A 21,230-nucleotide genomic window follows, 5' to 3' on the forward strand; every position below is an offset into this window, starting at 1 on the left:
TGACCCGTGGCAGGCGCCTCCTTTGGGCGGCGCTCTGCCCACGCTCCTGGCCGGCCTGATAGACTGGCGCACTTTTCCAGATTTCAAGAAGCGCGCCATGGCCCTGCCGTCCACGACCTACAAGATCGATCTCAATCTCACCGATATCGATCGCAGCATCTACGAAAGCCTGCGTTTCACCGTGGCCCGCCACCCTTCGGAAACCGAGGAGCGCCTGGCTGCACGGCTGATCGCCTATGCGCTGTTCTATCAGGAACACCTGGCCTTTGGCCGTGGCCTGTCGGACGTCGACGAGCCGGCGCTGTGGGAAAAGAGCCTGGATGGTCGTGTGCTGCACTGGATCGAAGTCGGCCAGCCGGACAGCGAGCGCATCACCTGGTGCTCGCGGCGCACCGAGAAATTCAGCCTGGTGGCCTACGGCAACCTGCGCGTCTGGCAGACCAAGTGCCTGGACCCGGTGCGCACCCTGAAGAACATCAACGTCGTCTCCCTGGGCCAGGAGGCCCTGGCCGAACTGTCCCAGGATCTGCCGCGTTCGCTGAGCTGGAGCGTGATGATCAGCGACGGCGAACTGTTCGTCACCGACGAGCGCGGCCAGCACGAGATTCCGGTCGAGTGGCTGACAGGCGAGCGTTTCTGAGTCTTTCGTTTTACTGTAAGAGCCTGTTCACTATCTATGGTCTCCTGTTCATCGACTTTGCTGGCAAAGTTGTATAAGCGGCCTTGTAGGGTGGACGACGCTTCATCCGTCCACCGTTCTGCAATTGCCAGGGTGGACAAAAAAAGCGTTGTCCACCCTACGTCAGCTACAGATCGTGAGCAGGCTCTAATGAATAGAAGTTGATTTTCATGCGTATCGAGTCCCGCCCGCTTCCCGCCTCACTGCCCGACCTGGGCAACCTGCCGCCCCTGTTGACCCGCCTTTATGCCGCACGCGGGGTGCTCTCGGCAGTGGAACTGGAAAAGGGCCTGGCGCGGCTGATTCCGTTTACCCAACTCAAGGGTATCGAGGCGGCGGTCGAGCTGTTGGTCGAAGGTCTGCGCCAGGGTCAGCGCATGCTGATCGTCGGCGACTTCGACGCCGATGGCGCCACGGCCAGCACCGTCGGGCTGCTCGGCCTGCGCATGCTGGGCGCCGCCCATGTCGATTACCTGGTGCCCAACCGCTTCGAGTACGGCTATGGCCTGACCCCGGAAATCGTCGCCGTGGCGCTGAGCCGCGAGCCCGAACTGCTGATCACCGTGGACAACGGCATCTCCAGCATCGACGGCGTGGCCGCTGCCAAGGCGGCCGGGCTGAAGGTTCTGGTCACCGACCACCACCTGCCGGGCCACGAGTTGCCGGCGGCCGACGCCATCGTCAATCCCAACCAGCCGGGCTGCAGCTTCCCGAGCAAATCCCTGGCCGGCGTCGGGGTGATCTTCTACGTGCTGCTGGCGCTGCGTGCGCGGCTGCGCGAGCTGGGCTGGTTCACGGCCGAGCGAGTGGAGCCCAACCTGGGCGAACTGCTCGACCTGGTGGCCCTGGGCAGCGTGGCCGACGTGGTACCGCTGGACGCCAACAACCGCATCCTGGTGCACCAGGGCCTGGCGCGTATTCGTGCCGGTCGCGCCCGCCCCGGGCTGCGTGCGCTGCTGGAAGTGGCCGGCAAGCAACATGGGCGCATCACCTCCACCGACCTGGGTTTCATTCTTGGCCCGCGCCTGAACGCGGCAGGGCGCCTCGACGACATGAGCCTGGGCATCGAGTGCCTGCTCTGCGAGGACGAAGCCCTGGCCCGCGACATGGCCGTGCAGCTCGACCAGCTCAACCAGGACCGCAAGGCCATCGAGCAGGGCATGCAGCGCGAGGCGCTGGCGCAGCTCAAGGACCTGCCGGTGGAAAACCTGCCGTTCGGCCTCTGTCTGTTCGAAGCGGACTGGCACCAGGGGGTGATCGGCATCCTCGCCTCGCGCCTGAAAGAACGCTACCACCGCCCGACCATCGCCTTCGCCGATGCCGGCGAGGGCATGCTCAAGGGCTCGGCGCGCTCGGTACCGGGCTTTCATATCCGCGATGCGCTCGACGCCGTGGCGTCGCGCCATCCAGGGCTGATCAGCAAGTTCGGCGGCCACGCCATGGCCGCCGGCCTGTCGTTGCCGGCCGAGCACTTCGAGACCTTCGCCAAGGCCTTCGACGAAGAAGTGCGTCGCCAGCTCTGCGAGGACGACCTGACCGGCCGCCTGCTTTCCGACGGCGTGCTGAGCATCGACGAATTCAACCTGCCCCTGGCCCGCGAGCTGCGCAACGCCGGCCCGTGGGGTCAGCATTTCCCCGAGCCGCTGTTCCACGGCGCCTTCCAGCTGGTGCAGCAGCGCATCGTCGGCGAGCGCCACCTCAAGGTGGTGCTCAAGAGCGAATGCGGCAGCCTGCAGCTGGACGGCATCGCCTTTGGCGTCGACCGCGAGGTGTGGCCCAACCCGACCGTGCGCTGGGTGGAGCTGGCCTACAAGCTGGACGTCAACGAATTCCGCGGCCAGGAGTCGGTGCAGTTGTTGATCTCCCACTTGGCCCCGCGCTAGCAAGCCGATAAAAATTCCCTGCTGGTTCAGGTTTGAACGGAGCCAGCTTCAAGCCTGTCTATTCGACGAGGCTTGAGGCGTGGGTGCGTGCGCGCAATATCCTGACGCAATCTGTAACCGACGACGGCCCGGCTTCCCAGTAGATTCGTCCGTTCCTGAACCATTGGAGAACTCCATGAATACGCGCGGCTTGCTCGACCAACTGCTGAAGTCCGGGCAGGAATTGCTGCAACAGAAAACCGCTGGCAAGTCCTCTTCCGGGCTTGGTGGTGCGCTGGGCGGCCTGCTCGGCGGCAACGCCGCTGGCGCCGGCAAGGGCGACAACGGCGGCATCGGCTCGATGCTCAAGGGCGCCGGTGGCGGCGCGGCCCTGGCCATGCTGCTGGGCAACAAGCGAGTACGCAAGGTCGGTGGCAAGGTGGCGATCTATGGCGGCCTGGCCGCGCTCGGCGTGATCGCCTACAAGGCTTACGGCAACTGGCAGGCCAAGCAGGCGGGCGCGCCCAAGGGCGAGCCTCAGACGATTGATCGTCTGCCGGCGGCCGAAGTGGAGCTGCACAGCCAGAGCATTCTCAAGGCGCTGGTGGCGGCGGCCAAGGCCGATGGCCATGTCGACGAGCGCGAGCGCGAGTTGATCGAAGGCGAGTTCAGCAAGCTGGCCAGCGACACTGAAACCCAGCACTGGCTGCACGCCGAGCTGAACAAGCCGCTGGATCCGGCCGATGTGGCGCGCGCCGCCAACACCCCGGAAATGGCCGCGGAAATGTACGTGGCCAGTGTGCTGATGGTCGACGAGGAGCACTTCATGGAGCGCGCCTACCTGGACGAGCTGGCCCGCCACCTGAAGCTCGACCCCGCCCTCAAGGCCGAGCTGGAAGCCCAGGTTCGCCAGGATCTTCAGTAACCCCCGCACCCGGCTGCCGACGGCCACGCGCCGTCCGGCAGCCGCCGACCTTCTTCGCCCTCTATGACCCGGCGCCTGTTCTACAGTACATAGGCCCGGTCTCGCTTGCGCTGCACACGCAACGCCCCTAGAGTCCGGCAGCATGAGCTGCGGGCGCTGCCCTACGGCTGGATCAGGAATATCGGCAATGGGGTTGAATGTGAAGAACTGGACTGTTCGCCAGCGTATCCAGGCAAGTTTTGCGGTCATCATCGCCATCATGCTGCTGATGGCCGCCGCCTCCTTCGAGCGTCTGCTCAAGGTCGAGGACGGTGCCACCCGCCTGCTGGACGACGCCATGCCGGGCATGTTCCATATCACCCAGGTACGCAGCGCCTGGACGGACATGTTCCACCAGACCATCGTCCAGGTCAGTTTGCGTGAGCAGCACAGCCTTACCGATGCCGACAAGCAGCTGGTCAAGGGCGCCAGCGACAAGCTGGACTCGTCCCTGGTCGATTACCGCGCCACCATGCGCGACGACACCGAGCGCAACGCGCTGGTGGCCTTCGAAAAGACCCGCGAGCTGTTCCTGCTGCAGCAGGCCGAAGTGCTGGACCTGTACGCGCAGGGGCGCCAGGCCGAGGCCAGGGCGGAGCTGAACGGTGCGCTCACCGATACCTGGAACGAGGGCCGCACCCAGCTCACCACGATGATCGAGCTCAACCGCGACATGGCCTACGCGTCGGCCGGTGACATCGTGTCGGCGGTCAACCGCGCCGAGCTGAGCATGGCGGTTTCCGTGCTGCTGGCGATCGTCGCGGCGTTCGTCTGTGGCTACTTCCTGATGCAGGCGATCACCCGCCCGGTGCAGCAGGTGGTCGACACCCTACGGGTGCTGGCCAGTGGCGACCTGACCGCGCGCCTGAACCTCGGCCGCCGCGACGAGTTCGGCGCCATCGAAACCGGCTTCAACGGCATGGCCGAGGAGATCAAGACCCTGGTCGCCCAGGCGCAGCGTTCGTCCGTGCAGGTCACCACCTCGGTCACCGAGATCGCCGCCACCTCCAAGCAGCAGCAGGCCACCGCCACCGAAACCGCCGCCACCACCACGGAAATCGGCGCCACCTCGCGGGAGATCGCCGCCACGTCGCGGGACCTGGTGCGCACCATGACCGAGGTCTCCGGGGCCGCCGAGCAGACCTCGACCCTGGCCGGCGCCGGGCAACTGGGCCTGGCGCGCATGGAAGACACCATGCACCAGGTGATGAGCGCCGCCGAACTGGTCAACGCCAAGCTGGCGATCCTCAACGAGAAGGCCGGCAACATCAACCACGTGGTCACCACCATCGTCAAGGTCGCCGACCAGACCAACCTGCTGTCGCTCAACGCGGCCATCGAGGCCGAGAAGGCCGGCGAATACGGCCGCGGCTTCGCGGTAGTGGCCACCGAGGTGCGGCGCCTGGCCGACCAGACGGCAGTGGCCACCTACGACATCGAACAGATGGTGCGCGAGATCCAGTCGGCGGTGTCGGCCGGGGTGATGGGCATGGACCGCTTCTCCGAAGAAGTGCGCCGCGGCATTGCCGAGGTCGGCCAGGTCGGCGAGCAACTGGCGCAGATCATCCACCAGGTGCAGGCCCTCGCGCCGCGGGTGCTGATGGTCAACGAAGGCATGCAGGCGCAGTCCACCGGTGCCGAACAGATCAACCAGGCCCTGGTGCAGCTCAGCGAGGCGTCGTCGCAGACCGTCGAGTCGCTGCGCCAGGCCAGCGCCTCCATCGACGACCTCAACCTGGTGGCGAACGGTCTGCGCGCCGGCGTCAGCCGCTTCAAGGTCTGAACCGATGGCCGAGCCAGGCAGGCCTTCGCCGGGGCGGCGTAACCCGGGGCAACTGTTCCTGCTGTTCAGCATGGGCAGCGACCGTTACGGCCTGGACGTTCACGAGGTGGTCGAGGTATTGCCGTTGCGCCGCTTCAAGCAGATTCCCGCTGCGCCTGAGTGGGTCGCCGGGTTGTTCGTGTTTCGCGGCACGCCGGTGCCGGTGATCGACCTGAGCGCCCAGGCGCTCGGCCAGCCCGCGGTGGTGCGCACCAGCACCCGGCTGGTGGTGGTGCACTACAGGCCCCAGGGCGATCAACCGGCGCGCTGGCTGGGCCTGATTCTCGAGCAGGCCAGCGATACCCTGCGCAGCCCTGCCGAGGCCTTCGTGGACAGCGGCGTCGCCCTGGCGGACGCCCGTTATCTGGGGCCGGTGCTCAAGTCCGAGCAGGGCCTGGTGCAGTGGGTGCGGGTTGCCGATCTGCTCGACGAACCGGTTCGCCAACTGCTGTACGCGGAGGGCGCTCGATGAACGCGCGCTTCGAGCAGTTGCTGCACGGCCTGATCGGCCTGGATGCCGAATCGGTCGGCCAGGCGGTGATCGAGCGTGCGGTTCGCCAGCGGGTCGCGGCCCTCGGTTGTGCCAGCGAGGATGCCTATTGGCTCAAGGTGCAGGCGTCGGCCAGCGAGCAGCAGGCGCTGGTCGAGGCAGTGGTTGTGCCGGAGACCTGGTTCTTCCGCTACCCGGAATCCTTCGTCGCCCTCGCCAACCTGGCCCGCGAGCGCAGCACGCAGCTGGCTGGCGCCCGGCCGCTGCGCATCCTCAGCCTGCCGTGCTCGACCGGCGAGGAGCCCTATTCGATCGCCATGGCACTGCTGGATGCCGGCCTGCCTGGCGATGGCTTTCGCATCGATGCCATGGACATCAGCGAGGTCAACCTGCAGCGCGCCGAGCGTGCCCTGTACGGCCGCAACTCCTTTCGTGGCGATGACCTGGGCTTTCGCGACCGCCATTTCGCCGAGACTGCCGAAGGCTTCGAGCTGCGCGGCGAGGTGCGGCGCAAGGTCCGCCTGCTGGCCGGCAACCTGTTGGCCCCCGGCTTGCTGGCCGGCGAGGCCCCCTATGATTTCGTGTTCTGTCGCAACCTGCTGATCTATTTCGATCGGCCCACCCAGCACAGGGTAGCGGCGGTGCTGCAGCGTCTGATGCGCGACGACGGCGCACTGTTCATCGGCCCGGCCGAAGCCAGCCTGTTCAGCCAGATCGGCATGCGGGCGCTCAACATCCCCCTGGCCTTCGTATTCCGTCGGCAGGCCCCGCGGCCCGCCAGCACGCCGGTTCAGCCCGTACCGAGCATCGGCACGCGGCCCAGGCCTGCGGCCGTGGCGGCCCCCGCCGCCAGGGCGACTGCGCCGGTGCGGCGCGCCCCGGCGGCAGCGCCTGCGCAGGCGGTAGGCGGCGCGGATACCGCACTGGACGAAATCGCCGCCCTTGCCAATGCCGGGCGCAGCGATGAAGCCCGCGCTGCCTGCGAGCGCTACCTGGCCAGCCATGGGCCGACCGCCCAGGCCTTCTACTGGCTGGGCCTGCTCAGTGATGTGGCCGGTCGCAGCAGCGAGGCCCAGGATTATTACCGCAAGACCCTGTACCTGGCGCCGACCCATGCCGAGGCCCTGGCGCACCTGTCGGCGCTGCTCGCCGCCCGGGGCGATCTGGCCGGCGCCAGGCGCCTGCAACAGCGTGCGGACCGTGGAGTGAGCCGCAATGAGCGATAGTCTGCTGCCGCTGAGCGACGCCGAACGCGACGCCGTCGACGACTGCTGGAACCGCATCGGCGTACAGGGCGACAAGTCCTGCGAGCGCCTGGCCAGGCATATCCACTGTCGTAATTGCGAGGTGCATGCCGAGCTGGCCACCCGCCTGCTCGACCGTTTCGCCCTGCAGCGCGACGACGCCCAGCCCGAGGAGGAGTGGGGCGAGCAGGACAGCGGCGAGCGTCGGTCGCTGCTGCTGTTCCGCGTTGGCGATGCCTGGCTGGCGTTGCCGACCCGGGCGCTCAGCGAAGTCGCCGCCAGCACGCCGATTCATTCGCTGCCGCACCAGCGTTCCGTGGGGCTGATCGGCGTGACCAACGTGCGCGGCGCCCTGGTGGCCTGTTTTTCTCTCGCCGAAATGCTCGGGCTCGATAGCGGCGAGGCGGTCAGCGAGCGGCGTGTGGTGCCGCGCATGCTGATCTTCAACCTGGCTGACGGGCCGGTGGTGATCCCGGTCGACGAGGTCGAGGGCATCGAGGCGATCGCCCTCGGCCAGATCGTCGAGTCGGGCGCCGGCAGTGCGCCGGTGGGGCGCCGCTTCGCCGCAGGCGTATTGCAGTGGAAAGGCCGTAGCGTGACCCTGCTCGACGAGCAGATCGTCCAGCAGACCATCGCCAGGAGTCTCGGATGACCCCCGATCAGATGCGCGACGCGTCGCTGCTGGAGCTGTTCAAGCTCGAGGCCGAGGCCCAGACCCAGGTGCTCAACGGCGGCCTGCTGGTGCTCGAGCGCGACCCGCGGCATGCCGGCAGCCTGGAGGCCTGCATGCGTGCGGCCCACTCGCTCAAGGGCGCGGCGCGTATCGTCGGGCTGGACGCCGGGGTCAAGGTTGCCCACGTGATGGAGGACTGCCTGGTCGAAGCCCAGGAAGGTCGTCTGCTGCTCAGTCCGGAACATATCGATGCCTTGCTGCAAGGCGCCGATCTGCTGCTCGGCCTCGGTACGCCACCGGCGCAGCCCGGCGTGCTCGACCCGGCTATCGACGCGCTGGTGGCGCGCCTGGGGGCGCTGGCGCGGGGACTCCCGGTGCCACCGGCGGCGCCGGTCAAGGCGCCTGTTGCCGAAACGGCCAGCACCGAACCGCCAGTCAAAGCGCCCGTGATCGAACCACCGGTGGCGCCAACGTCCGCCAGGCAGGAGGCGAGCGAGCCGGGCGGCGAGGGCCGGGCACGGATTCTCAGGGTCAGCGCCGAGCGACTCGATCACCTGCTGGATATTTCCAGCAAATCGTTGGTGGAGTTCCAGCGCATCAAGCCCCTGGGCGACAGCCTGCAGCGCCTGAAACGCCTGCAGGCCACCGCCCGCCGCGCGCTGGACGTCGCCCGTGAGGCGCTGCCCAAGGGCGCGGTGGATGCCCAGGCCGAGGCCATGTTGCTGGAAACCCGCCAGGCGCTCGGCGAGTGCCAGCAACTGCTGGCCCAGCACATGACCGACCTGGACGACTTCGGCTGGCAGGGCGGGCAGCGTGCCCAGTCCCTCTACGATGCCGCACTGGCCTCGCGCATGCGGCCGTTCGCCGATGTGCTGGCCGGCCAGGAACGCATGCTGCGCGACCTGTCGCGGGCCCTGGGCAAGCAGGTGCGCCTGGTGGTCGAGGGCGAGGGCACCCAGGTCGATCGCGACGTGCTGGAACGCCTCGAAGCACCGCTGACGCACCTGCTGCGCAATGCCCTGGACCACGGCATCGAAACGCCCGAGCGGCGCCTGGCACAGGGCAAGCCGGCCGAAGGGCAGATCCTCATCCGCGCCCGTCACCATGCCGGCATGCTGCTGCTGGAACTGCGCGATGACGGCGGCGGCGTGGACCTCGAGAAACTGCGGCGGGCGGTGATCGAGCGCGGCTTCGCCACCGAGCAGACCGGCGAGCAACTGACCGAGGACGAGCTGCTGGCCTTCCTGTTCCTGCCCGGCTTCAGCATGCGCGACCAGGTGACCGAGGTGTCCGGTCGTGGCGTCGGCCTGGATGCGGTGCAGCACATGGTGCGCCAGCTGCGTGGCGGCGTGCGCATGCAGCAGCGCCAGGGCGAGGGCTCGACCTTCCACCTGGAGGTGCCGCTGACCCTGTCCGTGGTACGCAGCCTGGTGGTCGAGGTGGGCGGCGAGGCCTATGCGCTGCCCCTGGCGCATATCGAACGCATGACCCGCCTGCAGGCCGAGGACATCGTCCAGCTCGAGGGCCGCCAGCATTTTTGGAGCGAAGGCCAGCACGTCGGCCTGATCGCCGCCAGCCAGATTCTCCAGCGCCCGGAAGGCAAGCCCAGCGACAACGGTATCCCGGTGGTGCTGATCCGCGACCGCGACAGCCTGTTCGGCCTGGTGGTCGAGCGCTTCCTCGGTGAGCGCACCCTGGTGGTGATGCCCCTGGACCCGCGCCTGGGCAAGGTGCAGGACGTTTCCGCCGGCGCGCTGCTGGACGACGGCACCCCGGTGCTGATTCTCGATGTCGAGGACATGCTCCACTCGGTGGCCAAGTTGCTGGGCAGCGGTCGCCTGGAGCGGGTCGACCGCAGCGCCCGGCAGCAGGCCGGCAGCAAGCGCAAGCGCGTGCTGGTGGTCGACGACTCGCTGACCGTGCGCGAACTGGAGCGCAAGCTGCTGCTGTCGCGCGGCTACGACGTCGCCGTGGCGGTGGATGGCATGGATGGCTGGAACGCCTTGCGCGCCGAGCACTTCGACCTGCTGATCACCGATATCGACATGCCGCGCATGGACGGCATCGAACTGGTCACCCTGGTGCGCCGTGACAGCCGTTTGCAGTCGCTGCCGGTGATGGTGGTGTCCTACAAGGATCGCGAAGAGGACCGCCGGCGTGGCCTGGATGCCGGGGCCGACTATTATCTTGCCAAGGCCAGTTTCCATGACGAGGCGTTACTCGACGCCGTGGTTGACCTGGTCGGGGAACCCCACGAATGAGGATAGGGATCGTCAATGACATGCCGCTGGCGGTCGAGGCCATCCGCCGCGCCCTGGCCCAGGAGCCGGCGCACCGTATCGCCTGGGTGGCGGGCGACGGGGCCGAAGGCGTGGCCTGCTGCCAGGCCGACACGCCGGATCTGGTGCTGATGGACCTGCTGATGCCGGTCATGGACGGCGTCGAGGCGACGCGGCGGATCATGGCCCAGACACCCTGCGCGGTGCTGATCGTTTCGGTGGATATCGAGCAGTACGTCAATCGCGTGTTCGAGGCCATGGGCCATGGCGCCCTGGATGCGGTCAACACGCCGTCACTGGCCGGCGAGAGCAGTGACGCGGCAGCGCTGCTGCGCAAAATCCAGAACATCGGCTGGCTGATCGGTCAGAGCGGCAATCGCAAGGCTAGTGTTGCATCCGTTTCGCCCAGCGCCTCGGCCGCGCGCCGGTTGGTGGCGATCGGCGCGTCGGCCGGCGGGCCGGCTGCGCTCGCCCTGCTGCTCAAGCAACTGCCCCGCGATTTCAACGCGGCGGTGATGCTGGTGCAGCATGTCGACGAGGTGTTCGCCGCCGGCATGGCCGACTGGCTGGCCGGTGAGTCGGCCCTGCCGGTGCGCCTGGCCCGCGATGGCGAGCAGCCGCAGCCCGGCGTGGTGCTGCTGGCCGGTACCAACAACCACATGCGCCTGTTGCGCAACGGCACCCTGACCTACACCGAGGAGCCGCGCAGCCATGTCTACCGGCCCTCCATCGACGTGTTCTTCGACAGCCTGGTCGAGCACTGGACGGGCGAGGCCATCGGCGTGCTGCTCACCGGCATGGGCCGTGATGGCGCCCAGGGCCTGAAGAACATGCGCAGCCGCGGCTTTGCCACCCTCGCGCAGAACCAGGCCAGCTGCGCGGTGTATGGCATGCCCAAGGCCGCCGCCGAGTTGCAGGCGGCCAGGGAGATACTTGCACTGGAGCGCATTGCACCGCGTATCGTCGAGCTGTTTGGCTGATAGACTAACTGGCACCCACGCAGACCCGCCTTCAATCGGTCCGGAGACCCACATGCAAGCCCCACCCCATTCCATGGAAGCATTCGCTTCACGCAAGGACGGCGCGGTCATGGTGCTGCTGGTCGACGACCAGGCAATGATCGGCGAAGCGGTGCGGCGCGAGCTGCTGGGCGAGGAGGGCATCGACTTCCATTACTGCTCGGATCCGACCCAGGCCATTGCAGTGGCCGAGCAACTGCGCCCGACGGTGATTCTGCAGGACCTGGTAATGCCCGGTGTCGATGGCATCACCCTGCTCGGCGAATACCGCGCCCGACCGGCGCTGCGCGATGTGCCGATCATCGTGCTGTCCACCAAGGATGACGCCACGGTGAAGAGCTCGGCGTTCGCCGCCGGCGCCAACGATTACCTGGTCAAGCTCCCCGATACCATCGAGCTGGTGGCACGCATCCGCTACCACTCGCGTTCCTACATGGCCCTGCAACAGCGTGACGAAGCCTACCGCGCTTTGCGCGAAAGCCAGCAACAGCTGCTGGAGACCAACCTGGTGCTGCAGCGGCTGATGAACTCCGACGGCCTCACCGGGCTGTCCAACCGCCGGCATTTCGACGAATACCTGGAAATGGAGTGGCGCCGCGCCACCCGAGAGCAGACCGCGCTGTCGCTGCTGATGATCGACGTCGACTTCTTCAAGAGCTTCAACGACCGCTTCGGTCACGTCGCCGGCGACGATGCCCTGCGCCGGGTGGCCGCCGCGCTGCGCAGCAGTTGCAGCCGCTCCACCGACCTGGCCGCCCGTTATGGCGGTGAGGAGTTCGCCATGGTGCTGCCCAGCACCTCGGCCGGCGGCGCACGACTGCTCGCGGAAAAGGTGCGCCGCGCCGTCACCGACCTGGGCATTCCCCATGACAAGCCCGAGCCGGGTTCGGTGCTGACCGCCAGCGTCGGGGTGGCCACCCTGGTGCCGCGGGTCGGCCAGGCCTCCCTGCAACTGGTCAGTCTGGCTGACCAGGGGCTGTACATGGCCAAGCAGGCTGGTCGCGATCAGGTCGGCCTGGTCAACGACACCAGCGCCCTGGGCTGAATCACCCCAGGCCGTCGGGCGCGTCGCCATGCAGCATGACCCGGCCACGGCCGGTCTGCTTGGCGAGGTACAGGGCCTGATCGGCCAGCTCCACCACCTGCTCGAGATCGGCGTCGTGCTGGGGCCATAAGGCGCCGCCGATGCTGCAGCCAATCTGCAGTTGCTGGTTTTCCCAGTGAATCGGCGCCGCCAGTGCCAGCAGCGTCCGCTCGGCGACCTGGCGGGCCTGGTGGGCGCCTTCCTCGGCGGCGACTTGCAGGATCATCAGAAATTCGTCGCCGCCCAGGCGCACCACCAAGTCGCCACCGCGCAGGCAGCCGCGCATGCGCGAGGCGGCTTCGCGTAGCACCTGATCGCCTGCGGCATGGCCATGACGGTCGTTGACCGGTTTGAAACCGTCGAGATCCAGGTAGAGCACTGCCAGGCCATCCTGCGTGCCCTGGTTGCGCTGCTGTGCCCGAGGCAGGAAGCGGGCCAGGGCGGCACGGTTCGGCAGGCCGGTCAGCGGGTCGTGGTGGGCACGGTTTTCCAGGGCATCGAGCTCGGCATGCTGGTGCGTGAGGCTTTCCACCAGGTGGCGGATGGAGTGGCTGAGCCGGGCGATTTCCCGGGGGCTGCCGATCTCCGGGATCACGGTGATCTCGCCATTGGCCAGGCGGTCGGCGGCGCGGGCGATGGTGCGCAGCGGTCGGGTCACGTAGCTGGCCAGCAGCCAGCCGCAGGCGGCGAACAGCACGGCAAGCACCACGCCCCAGGCGAAGATGCTCAGGTGCATGGCCTGCACCGGCGCGTCGGCCAGCTGCAGATCTTGGCGAGCCACGACCATCCAGCCCAGGCCCGGGTAGTCGAGGTAGCCCTGGCTCGCCGTCAGCCCGGTCAGGTAGCGCTTGCCGTCGGGCCAGTGCTGCACCGCCCATTCGCTCTGCTGGGCGGCCAGGTTCTGCATCATCGGCAGGTGCAGGCGTTGGCCGACCAGCTCGCGCGGGCCGAGCAGAATGGTGCGGTCACGGCCGATCACGAAGAACTCGATCTGACGGCTGTCTTCGATGGGCTTGAGGATCGCCTCGCGGACCTCATCGGCCCAGGACCACGACAGGTGCGAGGCGAGGACGCCGACCAGGCGGCCCGCGTCGTCACGCACCGGCAGGCTGATATCGACGAACTTCATCGCCTCGCCGGTGGGGTTGGGCAGCAGCTTGGCCAGCAGCACCGCCTCGTGCACGTCGCCGATGAACAGGCCCTGGCTGCCTTCGAGAAACACCGGGCGCTGGGCGATGCTGGCGCCTTCGAGAATTCCGTTGCTGGAGGCCAGCACCTGGCCCTGGGCGTCGGTAAAGCCGATCCAGGCGATGGTCGGGAACTTGCCCTGCAATTCATCGAGCAGGCGACGCACTTCGCGGGCGTCACCCGGCTGGCGCAGGGCGCTGAGGCTGCCGATCACCTGCAGCATGCTGGCGCGGCTCTGCATGTCACGGTCCAGGCGGTCGACCATGGTGTAGGACACCTCGGCCAGGTCGCGACCGATCTCCGCGCGGATGCGCTTGCTCGAGTCGCGGCTGATCAGGCTGCCGAGCAGCAGGCTGAGCAGGCACACCAGCAACACGGTGAGCAGGGCATAGTGGCTACGCAGGCTGTGGGCGCGGAGCATGGTGGCGGGGGATCCTTGGCGCGAGGGCGGTTGGTCGTTCGAGTATAGAAGGGCCGTCGGTCTGCAGGTGGCTCATCAGCGCCTGGGGTCTGCCGCCGTTTCGACGCGAGCAGACCCTGACATGCTGCCAGAATAGCCCGAGTCGGGTATACTCAGCGGCTTTTCCGAAGTTTTACCTGCGAGTGCCGCCAGCCATGGAAATCAACCCGATCCTGAACAGCATCAAGGACCTGTCCGAGCGCACCCAGACCATTCGGGGGTATCTTTGACTACGATCACAAGCATGATCGTCTCGTCGAAGTAAACCGCGAACTCGAAGACCCGAACGTCTGGAACAAGCCCGAATACGCCCAGAGCCTGGGCCGCGAGCGCGCCACCCTGGCGCAGATCGTCGAAACCATCGACGATCTGACCGGTAGCCTGGCCGACTCGCGCGACCTGCTGGACATGGCCGTCGAAGAAAACGACCAGGGCGCCGTCGACGACGTCGCCGCGGAAGTCGAGCGCCTGCGCGAAATTCTCGAGCAGCTGGAATTCCGCCGCATGTTCAGCCACGAGATGGACCCGAACAACTGCTACCTGGATATCCAGGCCGGCTCCGGCGGTACCGAGGCCCAGGACTGGGCCAACATCCTGCTGCGCATGTACCTGCGCTGGGCCGACAAGCGCGGCTTCAGTGCCGAGATCGTCGAGCTGTCCGAGGGTGAAGTCGCCGGTATCAAGGGTGCCACCGTGCACATCAAGGGCGAGTACGCCTTTGGCTGGCTGCGCACCGAGATCGGCGTGCACCGCCTGGTGCGCAAGAGCCCGTTCGACTCCGGCGCCCGTCGCCACACCTCGTTCTCGGCGGTGTTCGTATCGCCCGAGATCGACGACAAGGTGGAGATCGAGATCAACCCGGCCGACCTGCGCGTCGATACCTACCGCTCCTCCGGGGCCGGTGGCCAGCACGTCAATACCACCGACTCGGCGGTGCGCATCACCCACGTGCCGACCAACACCGTGGTGGCCTGCCAGAACGAACGCTCCCAGCACGCCAACAAGGACACCGCCATGAAGATGCTGCGGGCCAAGTTGTACGAGCTGGAGATGCAGAAGCGCAACGCCGCGTCCCAGGCGCTGGAAGACAGCAAGTCGGATATCGGCTGGGGTCACCAGATCCGTTCCTATGTGCTCGACGACTCGCGCATCAAGGATTTGCGTACCGGCGTCGAGCGTAGCGATTGCCAGAAAGTGCTCGACGGCGACCTCGACGGTTACCTCGAAGCCAGCCTCAAACAGGGCCTTTGATCCCGCACTCCATGTGGGGCTCCGCTGCCGGTGAGCGGCGGTGTCCTGCGGATTCCCATCGATTAGTGATTAGACGCCAGGCAGATAGACGACCATGAGCGACCAACAGCCCGACCAGCACGAACTGCAACAGGAAGAAAACAAGCTGATTGCCCAGCGCAAGGAAAAGCTTGCTGTCATCCGTGAGCAGGGCAGTGCCTTCCCGAACGACTTCCGCCGCGACAACCTCTGCGCCGACCTGCAGAAACAGTACGTGGACAAGACCAAGGAAGAGCTGGAAGCGGCTGCCATTCCGGTCAAGGTCGCCGGGCGCATCATGCTCAACCGCGGTGCCTTCATGGTCATCCAGGACATGAGCGGGCGCATCCAGGTCTACGTCAACCGCAAGACCCTGCCCGAAGAGACCCTGGCCCAGGTCAAGACCTGGGACATGGGCGACATCATCGCCGCCGAAGGCACCCTGGCCCGTTCGGGCAAGGGCGACCTGTACGTCGAGATGACGGGCGTGCGCCTGCTGACCAAGTCGCTGCGCCCGCTGCCGGACAAGCACCACGGCCTGACCGACACCGAGCAACGCTACCGCCAGCGCTACGTCGACCTGATCGTCAACGAAGAGGTGCGCGATACCTTCCGCGTGCGCTCCCAGGTCATCGCCCACATCCGCCGTTTCCTCGCCGAGCGCGACTTCCTGGAAGTGGAAACGCCGATGCTGCAGACCATTCCCGGTGGCGCCGCGGCCAAGCCCTTCGAAACCCACCACAACGCCCTGGACATGGCCATGTTCCTGCGCATCGCGCCGGAGCTGTACCTCAAGCGACTGGTCGTCGGTGGCTTCGAGAAGGTCTTCGAGATCAACCGCAACTTCCGTAACGAAGGGGTTTCGACCCGGCACAACCCCGAGTTCACCATGCTCGAGTTCTACCAGGCCTACGCCGACTACGAAGACAACATGGACCTGACCGAGGAGCTGTTCCGCGAGCTGGCCCAGACCATCCTCGGCAGCACCGACGTGCCTTACGGCGACAAGGTGTTCCACTTCGGCGAGCCATTCGTGCGCCTGTCGGTGTTCGACTCGATCCTCAAGTACAATCCGGAAATCACTGCCGCCGATCTGCAGGACCTGGACAAGGCCCGCGCCATCGCCAAGAAAGCCGGCGCCAAGGTGCTCGGCTTCGAAGGCCTGGGCAAGCTGCAGGTGATGATTTTCGAGGAGCTGGTCGAGCACAAGCTGGAGCAGCCGCACTTCATCACCCGTTACCCCTTCGAAGTCTCGCCCCTGGCCCGGCGCAGCGACGACGATCCGAGCGTCACCGACCGCTTCGAGCTGTTCATCGGTGGCCGCGAGATCGCCAACGCCTATTCCGAGCTCAATGATGCCGAAGACCAGGCTGCGCGCTTCCTGCAGCAGGTGGCCGACAAGGACGCCGGCGACGACGAGGCCATGCATTTCGACGCCGACTTCGTGCGCGCCCTCGAATACGGCATGCCGCCGACCGCGGGCGAGGGCATCGGCATCGACCGCCTGGTGATGCTGCTGACCAATTCGCCGTCGATCCGCGACGTGATTCTATTCCCGCATATGCGCCCGGAACTCTAAGAACCTGTTCACGATCTGCTGCGCGTCGGCGCTCCTGCGTTAAAAACAAGCTGGATTGCCAGCCCAGTCGGAATGCTCATTTACCACTTGTAAACTCGCGTGCGAGCCCAGTCCGCTTCCTCGCTTGTTTTTGCGGGGGCGCCTAGCCCTTGGATCGCTCTAGCTCGCGAGATCGTGAACAGGCTCTAAGGGTCGAACGAGCCGCCTCCGGGCGGCTTTTTATTGCCCGTGATTCTGCGCCTATCCTGTTGATGAAGGCCCCGCTTGACGCGCTGCGCCAGGGAGTCGGACTATCAGCCCGGCCACGACTGTCTCAAGGAGAGCATGATGAAAGCCTGGCGCGCATGGGTGGTGCTGTCGTTTCTGCTGTTGAGTGGCTGCCTGGTGACCTTCAAGGAGCCGATCCCGGCCAACGAGGCAGCGCCGATTCCGCTGCTCGGCCTGTGGTCACGCGTGGATGAGTGGGGTGAGTTGCGCTACCTGGACATCAGTCGCTCGGGTGCCAACCTGTACAAGGCCGACACCTACGTCGACAACCCGGACAACCTGCCCAGCGCGCAGAGCTACAGCTTCACCGTCGCCCACCATGGGCGGCGCTGGTACCTGTCCGCCGGTGTGCCCAAGCGGTTGGGCGCCAACTTCGCCATCGGCGGCTTCGAACTGACCCAGGCGGGCGAACTGGTGCTCTTCAACCTCGATGTCGAGCGCATTCGCCAGGCCATCGCCGAGGGCGAGCTGGCGGGTAACGGCGTGGAGATGCCCCAGGGCGAAGGCGTGCTGGTGACCAGTGAATTGGAGGAGGTATTCGCCTACCTCAACGACCCCGCCAACGCCGACCTGTTCGTCGAAGTGGCGCGCTATCAGCGCAGCGCGCCCTGAAATCGTCAGCCACGCAAAGAGGATTGCCATGAACAGCCACACAGCACTCGACGGCTACCAACTGGTGGTGCGCGCGCTGTCCGACCGTATCGTCGAGGCGCAAACGCCGATCCGCGTGCTCGACGCGGTGAAATGGGACGACTCCATTCGCCAGGCGTTTCTCAAGCACAAGGGCCGCGAGCTGCCGGCCATCGACCGCAACTATTACGACAGCCGCCCCCTGGCGTTCGACCCGGCCGCCAAGAAGCTGGAATTCCAGAACATCGAGCGCGACATCACCCGCCAGCTCGGCCAGTTCAACCCGGTGGGGCAGATCATGCGCCGCATGTGCCGCGAGTACCGCATGGTGATTCGCATGCTGGAAGCCCGCGGCACCTCGGATTTCGGGCTGATATCCCAGGAGCTGTATGGCGCCGCGTCCGACGCCTTCCATGCTGGTGACCCGACCCTGGCGGATCTGGGCCTGATGTTTTCCGGCTACCTGAACAACATCGACAGCCGCGGTGACCTCAAGGACGAACCCAAGACGCTGAGTGCCAAGGATGCCGTGGCGCTGTTGCAGAGCCGCCTGAACCTGGTGTTCGGCGAGAGCGACAGCACCATCCGCGTGTTCGAATCCGACGGCATTCTTGCCGACGCCGCGGCGGGCGCCGATTACATCAAGATCCGCAGCGATGCCATGTTCAACGAGCGTGACGTCAAGGCGCTGGAAGTCCATGAAGGCCTAGTGCACGTGGCCACCACCCTCAATGGCCAGAACCAGCCGATCTGCACCTTTCTGGCCAAGGGGCCGCCCTCGTCGACGGTGACTCAGGAAGGCCTGGCGATTCTCATGGAAGTGATCGCCTTCGCGTCCTACCCCAGCCGCCTGCGCAAGCTGACCAACCGCACCCGCGCCATCCACATGGCCGAGCAGGGCGCCGATTTCCTGCAGGTCTGCGATTTTTACCGCGAGCAGGGCTTCAGCCTGGAAGACAGCTACAGCAATGCCAGCCGCGCGTTCCGCGGCTCGGCGCCGGACGGCCTGCCCTTCACCAAGGACCTGTCGTACCTGAAGGGCTTCATCATGATCTACAACTACATCCAGCTCGCCGTGCGCAAGGGCAAGCTCGAACAGATCCCTTTATTGTTCTGTGGCAAGACCACGCTCGAGGATATGCGTACCCTACGCCAGCTGGTCGATGAAGGGCTGGTGAGCCCACCCAAGTACCTGCCGCAGCAGTTTCGCGACCTCAACTCGCTGTCGGCCTGGATGTGTTTCTCCAACTTCCTCAACCACCTGAGCCTGGACCGGATCGAAGCCGACTACGCCAACATCCTTTGAGCTGCCGCTCGGGTGGGGCATGGCGCGACCGGTCTCCACTTCCCCTGAGCCGCCTCACACGGGTGGCCTGCACCCGAGATATCGGCATGACAGAGCGTAACCCCATCCCCCTGATTCTCACTGCCATCGGTAGCGTCGCCGGTACCGTGGCGGTGCTCGGCTATTACGGCTACCTGCACTTCGCGAAGCCCGAGGACGCCTTGCTGCTGGCCGAGTTCACCATGCTCAAGACCGTTCCTGGCGAGGATTACAAGGTGACCCTCAAGCCTGCCGATCAGGTGGCGCAGTGCATCGACGGCGTGCTGGTGCTGTTCGATCTTCAGCAGAAGGGGCTTAGCGGCGTTCTGGTTGATGACCGCAAGCGGGCCGTGCGCTGTAACGGATGACAGGCCGGAAAACGACAAGCCCCGCAAAAGCGGGGCTTGTCTGGTTGGGTCGCCGCGCTCAGGGGAGCGCGGCGAGTCCTAGGCAGGCCGGAGCCTTCAGTTGGTGCGAACCGAGGAACGCGGCGCAACCTGCTTGTCGTCGTTGGAAATGGTCACTTCCACACGACGGTTCATGGCGCGGCCGGCCGAGTCGCTGTTGCTGGCGACCGGGTATTCCTTGCCATAACCCTGGGCGACGATGCGCTCCGGGCCTACTCCCTGGCTGACCAGGGCAGCACGCACGGAGTTGGCACGGCGCTCGGACAGGCTCTGGTTGTACTGAGCCGAACCGGTGCTGTCGGTGTAGCCTTCGACGATCACCTTGCGGTCCGGGTTTTCCTTCAGGAAGTCGGCGAGCTTGGTGATGTTGTGCATGCCGCCGGGCTTGAGCTCGGAGCGATCGAGATCGAACAGCACGTCACCGAAGGTCACCAGGGTGCCGCGCTCGGTCTGCTTGGCGTTCATGCTGTCCTGCAGCTGCTTGATCTGTGCATCGCGCGCTTCCAGGCGTGCCTGGGCACGTTGCGCAGCGCTCTGTTGCAGGCTCTGCTCGGTGGTACGCAGGGCGATGGTCTGCTCGGCCAGCTCAATACGCTTGTTGGCCAGATAAGCCAACTGGTCGACGCGCTTCTCGTCTTCTTTCTCGCGGAAGGCTTTTTCAGCACGCTCCAACGCTTCGCCGGCGTCCTTGGTTTCCAGGGCGGCCACTTTGACCGACTCCGGGTTGGTCTGCAGGCTGGAGTAGCTGCTGCGCGCCTGTTCCAGGTTGACGTTGGGCTTGGAGGCACAAGCGGCCAGGCCGACGCTCAGGGCCAGCAGGGCAGGGATCATCACTTGTTTACGCATGGTCGTTCATCCTTCTATGAATTGACGAAAGCAATGGCGGGGCGTTATTGCTGCTGACCCTGTTTACGGATCTGCTGGGCGCCACGCATGCCTTCCTGACGCAGCTCTTCGATGCCCTGCTGAGCATCCTGAAGCGCCCTGTCAGCCTTGGCTGCCTGGGTCTTGCGGGTCGCTACGCGAGCGTCCCATTCGGCCTGCTCGGCCAGACGCTTGGCTTCTTTGTAGTTCTTTTCGACCAGCTCCAGTTCGGCCTGCTTGAGTTTGTCCTGAGCGGATTTGGTTTCCACCGCAGCGAACTCCGTGCCACCTGAGCTGACGGCTTCATTGACGGCGGACTTGGTCACGGCCATCTGTTCACTGGGCGGATTGCCCGCGCAACCAGCCAGCAGCAGGCTGCTGCCGATGGCCAGCGCAGCGACCTTCCAGCTGGCCAGTTGGGTACGAGCGTTTGGGGCAGTTTTAGCGGTCATGGTGTGCAACTCCATTGGTAAATAACTGGCAAAACAGTCGGTTCCACGATGGTTACCTGCCGTGCGGAGCTCAGGAGCGATAGCAGCTGAGTAAGTTTTTCTCCGGCGACCAATGGTCGCGTCGGCATAATTCTGTGAGTTGGAAGCGGTGCGAAACGTTCAGCAAAAAACTGCGTATTGCCAGTACGGTGACCTCGGCAACCCGGCGCAGGCCGCGCCATCAGCGGCCTGCACGGCTGACCGATCGATCAGGGCATGGTCGTCGGCTGTTCGGCATCGAGCTCCTGGCGGTAATGGCGGGCCAGTTCGAGAAAGCGTGGGGTCGGGCCGATGTCCTCGTAGACCGGGTTGCCTTCTTCATCGGTGGCCACCACTTGGCTGCCCTGTACGTACGGCATGCTGGCCTCCAGGTCTTCCAGGGCGGCCGCCAGCAATTCGGCCAGCAGTTCCTCGGGGCGACGCTTGGGGTACATATGTCCGAGCGCGGCCAGGCGAGCAGCGGCCTCCACATCCAGGTGCACCTGGTAGGGCGTGCTGGCCAGGCGGCCGGTGGCATTCTGTTCCCATTGCTGGACGAGCTGGCGGATCTTCATAGGTACCTCGGGGCAGGGGTGTCTTCTAGAGACCCGGACCGTTCGGCGGCGTTCCGGTGGATGCTCACGGCGAGGCCTACC

General features: G+C 66.0%; 19 protein-coding genes. 15 read left to right on the top strand and 4 right to left on the bottom strand.

Annotation, left to right across the window (positions count from 1 at the left end; genetic code table 11):
* The first annotated feature begins 97 nt into the window (after positions 1 to 97).
* The 10 genes from K8U54_RS16705 (at position 98) to K8U54_RS16750 (ending at position 12,077) form a co-directional block, all read left to right on the top strand.
* Positions 98 to 640: a YaeQ family protein gene (locus K8U54_RS16705; protein ID WP_249906865.1), complete on the top strand. Its 543-nt coding sequence runs from the start codon at positions 98 to 100 to the stop codon at positions 638 to 640.
* A gap of 209 nt (positions 641 to 849) precedes the next feature.
* The gene (recJ, locus tag K8U54_RS16710) at positions 850 to 2,562 is read left to right on the top strand and encodes a single-stranded-DNA-specific exonuclease RecJ (protein ID WP_249906866.1); all 1,713 of its coding nucleotides are present in this window, start codon (positions 850 to 852) and stop codon (positions 2,560 to 2,562) included.
* A 175-nt stretch (positions 2,563 to 2,737) separates the two neighbouring features.
* Entirely contained in the window at positions 2,738 to 3,466 is a 729-nt protein-coding gene (locus K8U54_RS16715) for a tellurite resistance TerB family protein (protein WP_249906867.1), read from the top strand.
* Between the two features lie 199 nt (positions 3,467 to 3,665).
* Entirely contained in the window at positions 3,666 to 5,288 is a 1,623-nt protein-coding gene (locus tag K8U54_RS16720) for a methyl-accepting chemotaxis protein (RefSeq protein ID WP_249910459.1), read from the top strand.
* Between the two features lie 4 nt (positions 5,289 to 5,292).
* Positions 5,293 to 5,799: a chemotaxis protein CheW gene (locus K8U54_RS16725; protein ID WP_249906868.1), complete on the top strand. Its 507-nt coding sequence runs from the start codon at positions 5,293 to 5,295 to the stop codon at positions 5,797 to 5,799.
* Positions 5,796 to 7,043 carry a CheR family methyltransferase gene (locus K8U54_RS16730; RefSeq protein WP_249906869.1) on the top strand — a complete coding sequence of 416 codons (1,248 nt, stop codon included), beginning with the start codon at positions 5,796 to 5,798 and terminating at the stop codon, positions 7,041 to 7,043. Before K8U54_RS16725 ends, K8U54_RS16730 begins: the two co-directional genes overlap by 4 nt.
* The gene (locus K8U54_RS16735; RefSeq protein ID WP_249906870.1) at positions 7,033 to 7,713 is read left to right on the top strand and encodes a chemotaxis protein CheW; all 681 of its coding nucleotides are present in this window, start codon (positions 7,033 to 7,035) and stop codon (positions 7,711 to 7,713) included. The genes K8U54_RS16730 and K8U54_RS16735 overlap by 11 nt, the downstream gene beginning before the upstream one ends.
* Positions 7,710 to 9,995 carry a hybrid sensor histidine kinase/response regulator gene (locus K8U54_RS16740; RefSeq protein ID WP_249906871.1) on the top strand — a complete coding sequence of 762 codons (2,286 nt, stop codon included), beginning with the start codon at positions 7,710 to 7,712 and terminating at the stop codon, positions 9,993 to 9,995. Before K8U54_RS16735 ends, K8U54_RS16740 begins: the two co-directional genes overlap by 4 nt.
* Positions 9,992 to 10,993 (top strand): chemotaxis response regulator protein-glutamate methylesterase, encoded by a 1,002-nt coding sequence (locus tag K8U54_RS16745; RefSeq protein WP_249906872.1) that lies wholly within the window; start codon positions 9,992 to 9,994, stop codon positions 10,991 to 10,993. Before K8U54_RS16740 ends, K8U54_RS16745 begins: the two co-directional genes overlap by 4 nt.
* Before the next feature lie 52 nt (positions 10,994 to 11,045).
* Positions 11,046 to 12,077, top strand: coding sequence for a diguanylate cyclase (locus K8U54_RS16750; RefSeq protein ID WP_249906873.1), 1,032 nt, complete (start codon positions 11,046 to 11,048; stop codon positions 12,075 to 12,077).
* A 1-nt stretch (position 12,078) separates the two neighbouring features.
* On the opposite strand, the gene K8U54_RS16755 is transcribed toward K8U54_RS16750, so the two are convergent.
* Positions 12,079 to 13,725: a sensor domain-containing diguanylate cyclase gene (locus K8U54_RS16755; protein WP_249906874.1), complete on the bottom strand. Its 1,647-nt coding sequence runs from the start codon at positions 13,723 to 13,725 to the stop codon at positions 12,079 to 12,081.
* A 194-nt stretch (positions 13,726 to 13,919) separates the two neighbouring features.
* On the opposite strand from K8U54_RS16755, the gene prfB reads away from it, so the two are divergent.
* The 5 genes from prfB (at position 13,920) to K8U54_RS16780 (ending at position 19,201) form a co-directional block, all read left to right on the top strand.
* A protein-coding gene (gene prfB / locus K8U54_RS16760) for a peptide chain release factor 2 (protein WP_249906875.1) occupies positions 13,920 to 15,015 on the top strand; the annotation gives its coding sequence in 2 pieces (ribosomal slippage) (positions 13,920 to 13,991 and positions 13,993 to 15,015; 1,095 coding nt in all).
* 94 nt (positions 15,016 to 15,109) lie between these two features.
* The gene (gene lysS, locus K8U54_RS16765; protein ID WP_249906876.1) at positions 15,110 to 16,612 is read left to right on the top strand and encodes a lysine--tRNA ligase; all 1,503 of its coding nucleotides are present in this window, start codon (positions 15,110 to 15,112) and stop codon (positions 16,610 to 16,612) included.
* Positions 16,613 to 16,939: 327 nt separating this feature from the next.
* Positions 16,940 to 17,491, top strand: coding sequence for a hypothetical protein (locus K8U54_RS16770; protein WP_249906877.1), 552 nt, complete (start codon positions 16,940 to 16,942; stop codon positions 17,489 to 17,491).
* Between the two features lie 28 nt (positions 17,492 to 17,519).
* On the top strand, positions 17,520 to 18,815 hold the full coding sequence (locus K8U54_RS16775; protein ID WP_249906878.1) for a flavohemoglobin expression-modulating QEGLA motif protein: 1,296 nt from the start codon (positions 17,520 to 17,522) through the stop codon (positions 18,813 to 18,815).
* 86 nt (positions 18,816 to 18,901) lie between these two features.
* A complete protein-coding gene (locus K8U54_RS16780) occupies positions 18,902 to 19,201 on the top strand; it encodes a hypothetical protein (protein WP_249906879.1) in 300 nt (99 codons plus the stop codon).
* Positions 19,202 to 19,297: 96 nt separating this feature from the next.
* Here K8U54_RS16780 and K8U54_RS16785 read toward each other — a convergent pair whose 3' ends face one another.
* The 3 genes from K8U54_RS16785 to K8U54_RS16795 form a co-directional block, all read right to left on the bottom strand.
* Positions 19,298 to 20,086 carry an OmpA family protein gene (locus K8U54_RS16785; RefSeq protein WP_249906880.1) on the bottom strand — a complete coding sequence of 263 codons (789 nt, stop codon included), beginning with the start codon at positions 20,084 to 20,086 and terminating at the stop codon, positions 19,298 to 19,300.
* Positions 20,087 to 20,130: 44 nt separating this feature from the next.
* Positions 20,131 to 20,571, bottom strand: coding sequence for a DUF4398 domain-containing protein (locus tag K8U54_RS16790; protein WP_249906881.1), 441 nt, complete (start codon positions 20,569 to 20,571; stop codon positions 20,131 to 20,133).
* A gap of 233 nt (positions 20,572 to 20,804) precedes the next feature.
* Entirely contained in the window at positions 20,805 to 21,149 is a 345-nt protein-coding gene (locus K8U54_RS16795) for a pilin assembly protein (RefSeq protein WP_249906882.1), read from the bottom strand.
* Positions 21,150 to 21,230 lie beyond the last annotated feature (81 nt).

The sequence above is a fragment of the Pseudomonas fulva genome (genome assembly GCF_023517795.1).
Classification (GTDB): Bacteria; Pseudomonadota; Gammaproteobacteria; order Pseudomonadales; family Pseudomonadaceae; genus Aquipseudomonas; species Aquipseudomonas fulva_D.

Bases quoted from the DNA above. Each gene is read 5' to 3' on its own strand.
- K8U54_RS16705 (WP_249906865.1), top strand. From the start codon at position 98: ATGGCCCTGCCGTCCACGACCTACAAGATCGATCTCAATCTCACCGAT.
- recJ (WP_249906866.1), top strand. From the start codon at position 850: ATGCGTATCGAGTCCCGCCCGCTTCCCGCCTCACTGCCCGACCTGGGC.
- K8U54_RS16715 (WP_249906867.1), top strand. From the start codon at position 2,738: ATGAATACGCGCGGCTTGCTCGACCAACTGCTGAAGTCCGGGCAGGAA.
- K8U54_RS16725 (WP_249906868.1), top strand. From the start codon at position 5,293: ATGGCCGAGCCAGGCAGGCCTTCGCCGGGGCGGCGTAACCCGGGGCAA.
- K8U54_RS16730 (WP_249906869.1), top strand. From the start codon at position 5,796: ATGAACGCGCGCTTCGAGCAGTTGCTGCACGGCCTGATCGGCCTGGAT.
- K8U54_RS16735 (WP_249906870.1), top strand. From the start codon at position 7,033: ATGAGCGATAGTCTGCTGCCGCTGAGCGACGCCGAACGCGACGCCGTC.
- K8U54_RS16740 (WP_249906871.1), top strand. From the start codon at position 7,710: ATGACCCCCGATCAGATGCGCGACGCGTCGCTGCTGGAGCTGTTCAAG.
- K8U54_RS16745 (WP_249906872.1), top strand. From the start codon at position 9,992: ATGAGGATAGGGATCGTCAATGACATGCCGCTGGCGGTCGAGGCCATC.
- K8U54_RS16750 (WP_249906873.1), top strand. From the start codon at position 11,046: ATGCAAGCCCCACCCCATTCCATGGAAGCATTCGCTTCACGCAAGGAC.
- K8U54_RS16755 (WP_249906874.1), bottom strand. From the start codon at position 13,725: ATGCTCCGCGCCCACAGCCTGCGTAGCCACTATGCCCTGCTCACCGTG.
- lysS (WP_249906876.1), top strand. From the start codon at position 15,110: ATGAGCGACCAACAGCCCGACCAGCACGAACTGCAACAGGAAGAAAAC.
- K8U54_RS16770 (WP_249906877.1), top strand. From the start codon at position 16,940: ATGAAAGCCTGGCGCGCATGGGTGGTGCTGTCGTTTCTGCTGTTGAGT.
- K8U54_RS16775 (WP_249906878.1), top strand. From the start codon at position 17,520: ATGAACAGCCACACAGCACTCGACGGCTACCAACTGGTGGTGCGCGCG.
- K8U54_RS16780 (WP_249906879.1), top strand. From the start codon at position 18,902: ATGACAGAGCGTAACCCCATCCCCCTGATTCTCACTGCCATCGGTAGC.
- K8U54_RS16785 (WP_249906880.1), bottom strand. From the start codon at position 20,086: ATGCGTAAACAAGTGATGATCCCTGCCCTGCTGGCCCTGAGCGTCGGC.
- K8U54_RS16790 (WP_249906881.1), bottom strand. From the start codon at position 20,571: ATGGAGTTGCACACCATGACCGCTAAAACTGCCCCAAACGCTCGTACC.
- K8U54_RS16795 (WP_249906882.1), bottom strand. From the start codon at position 21,149: ATGAAGATCCGCCAGCTCGTCCAGCAATGGGAACAGAATGCCACCGGC.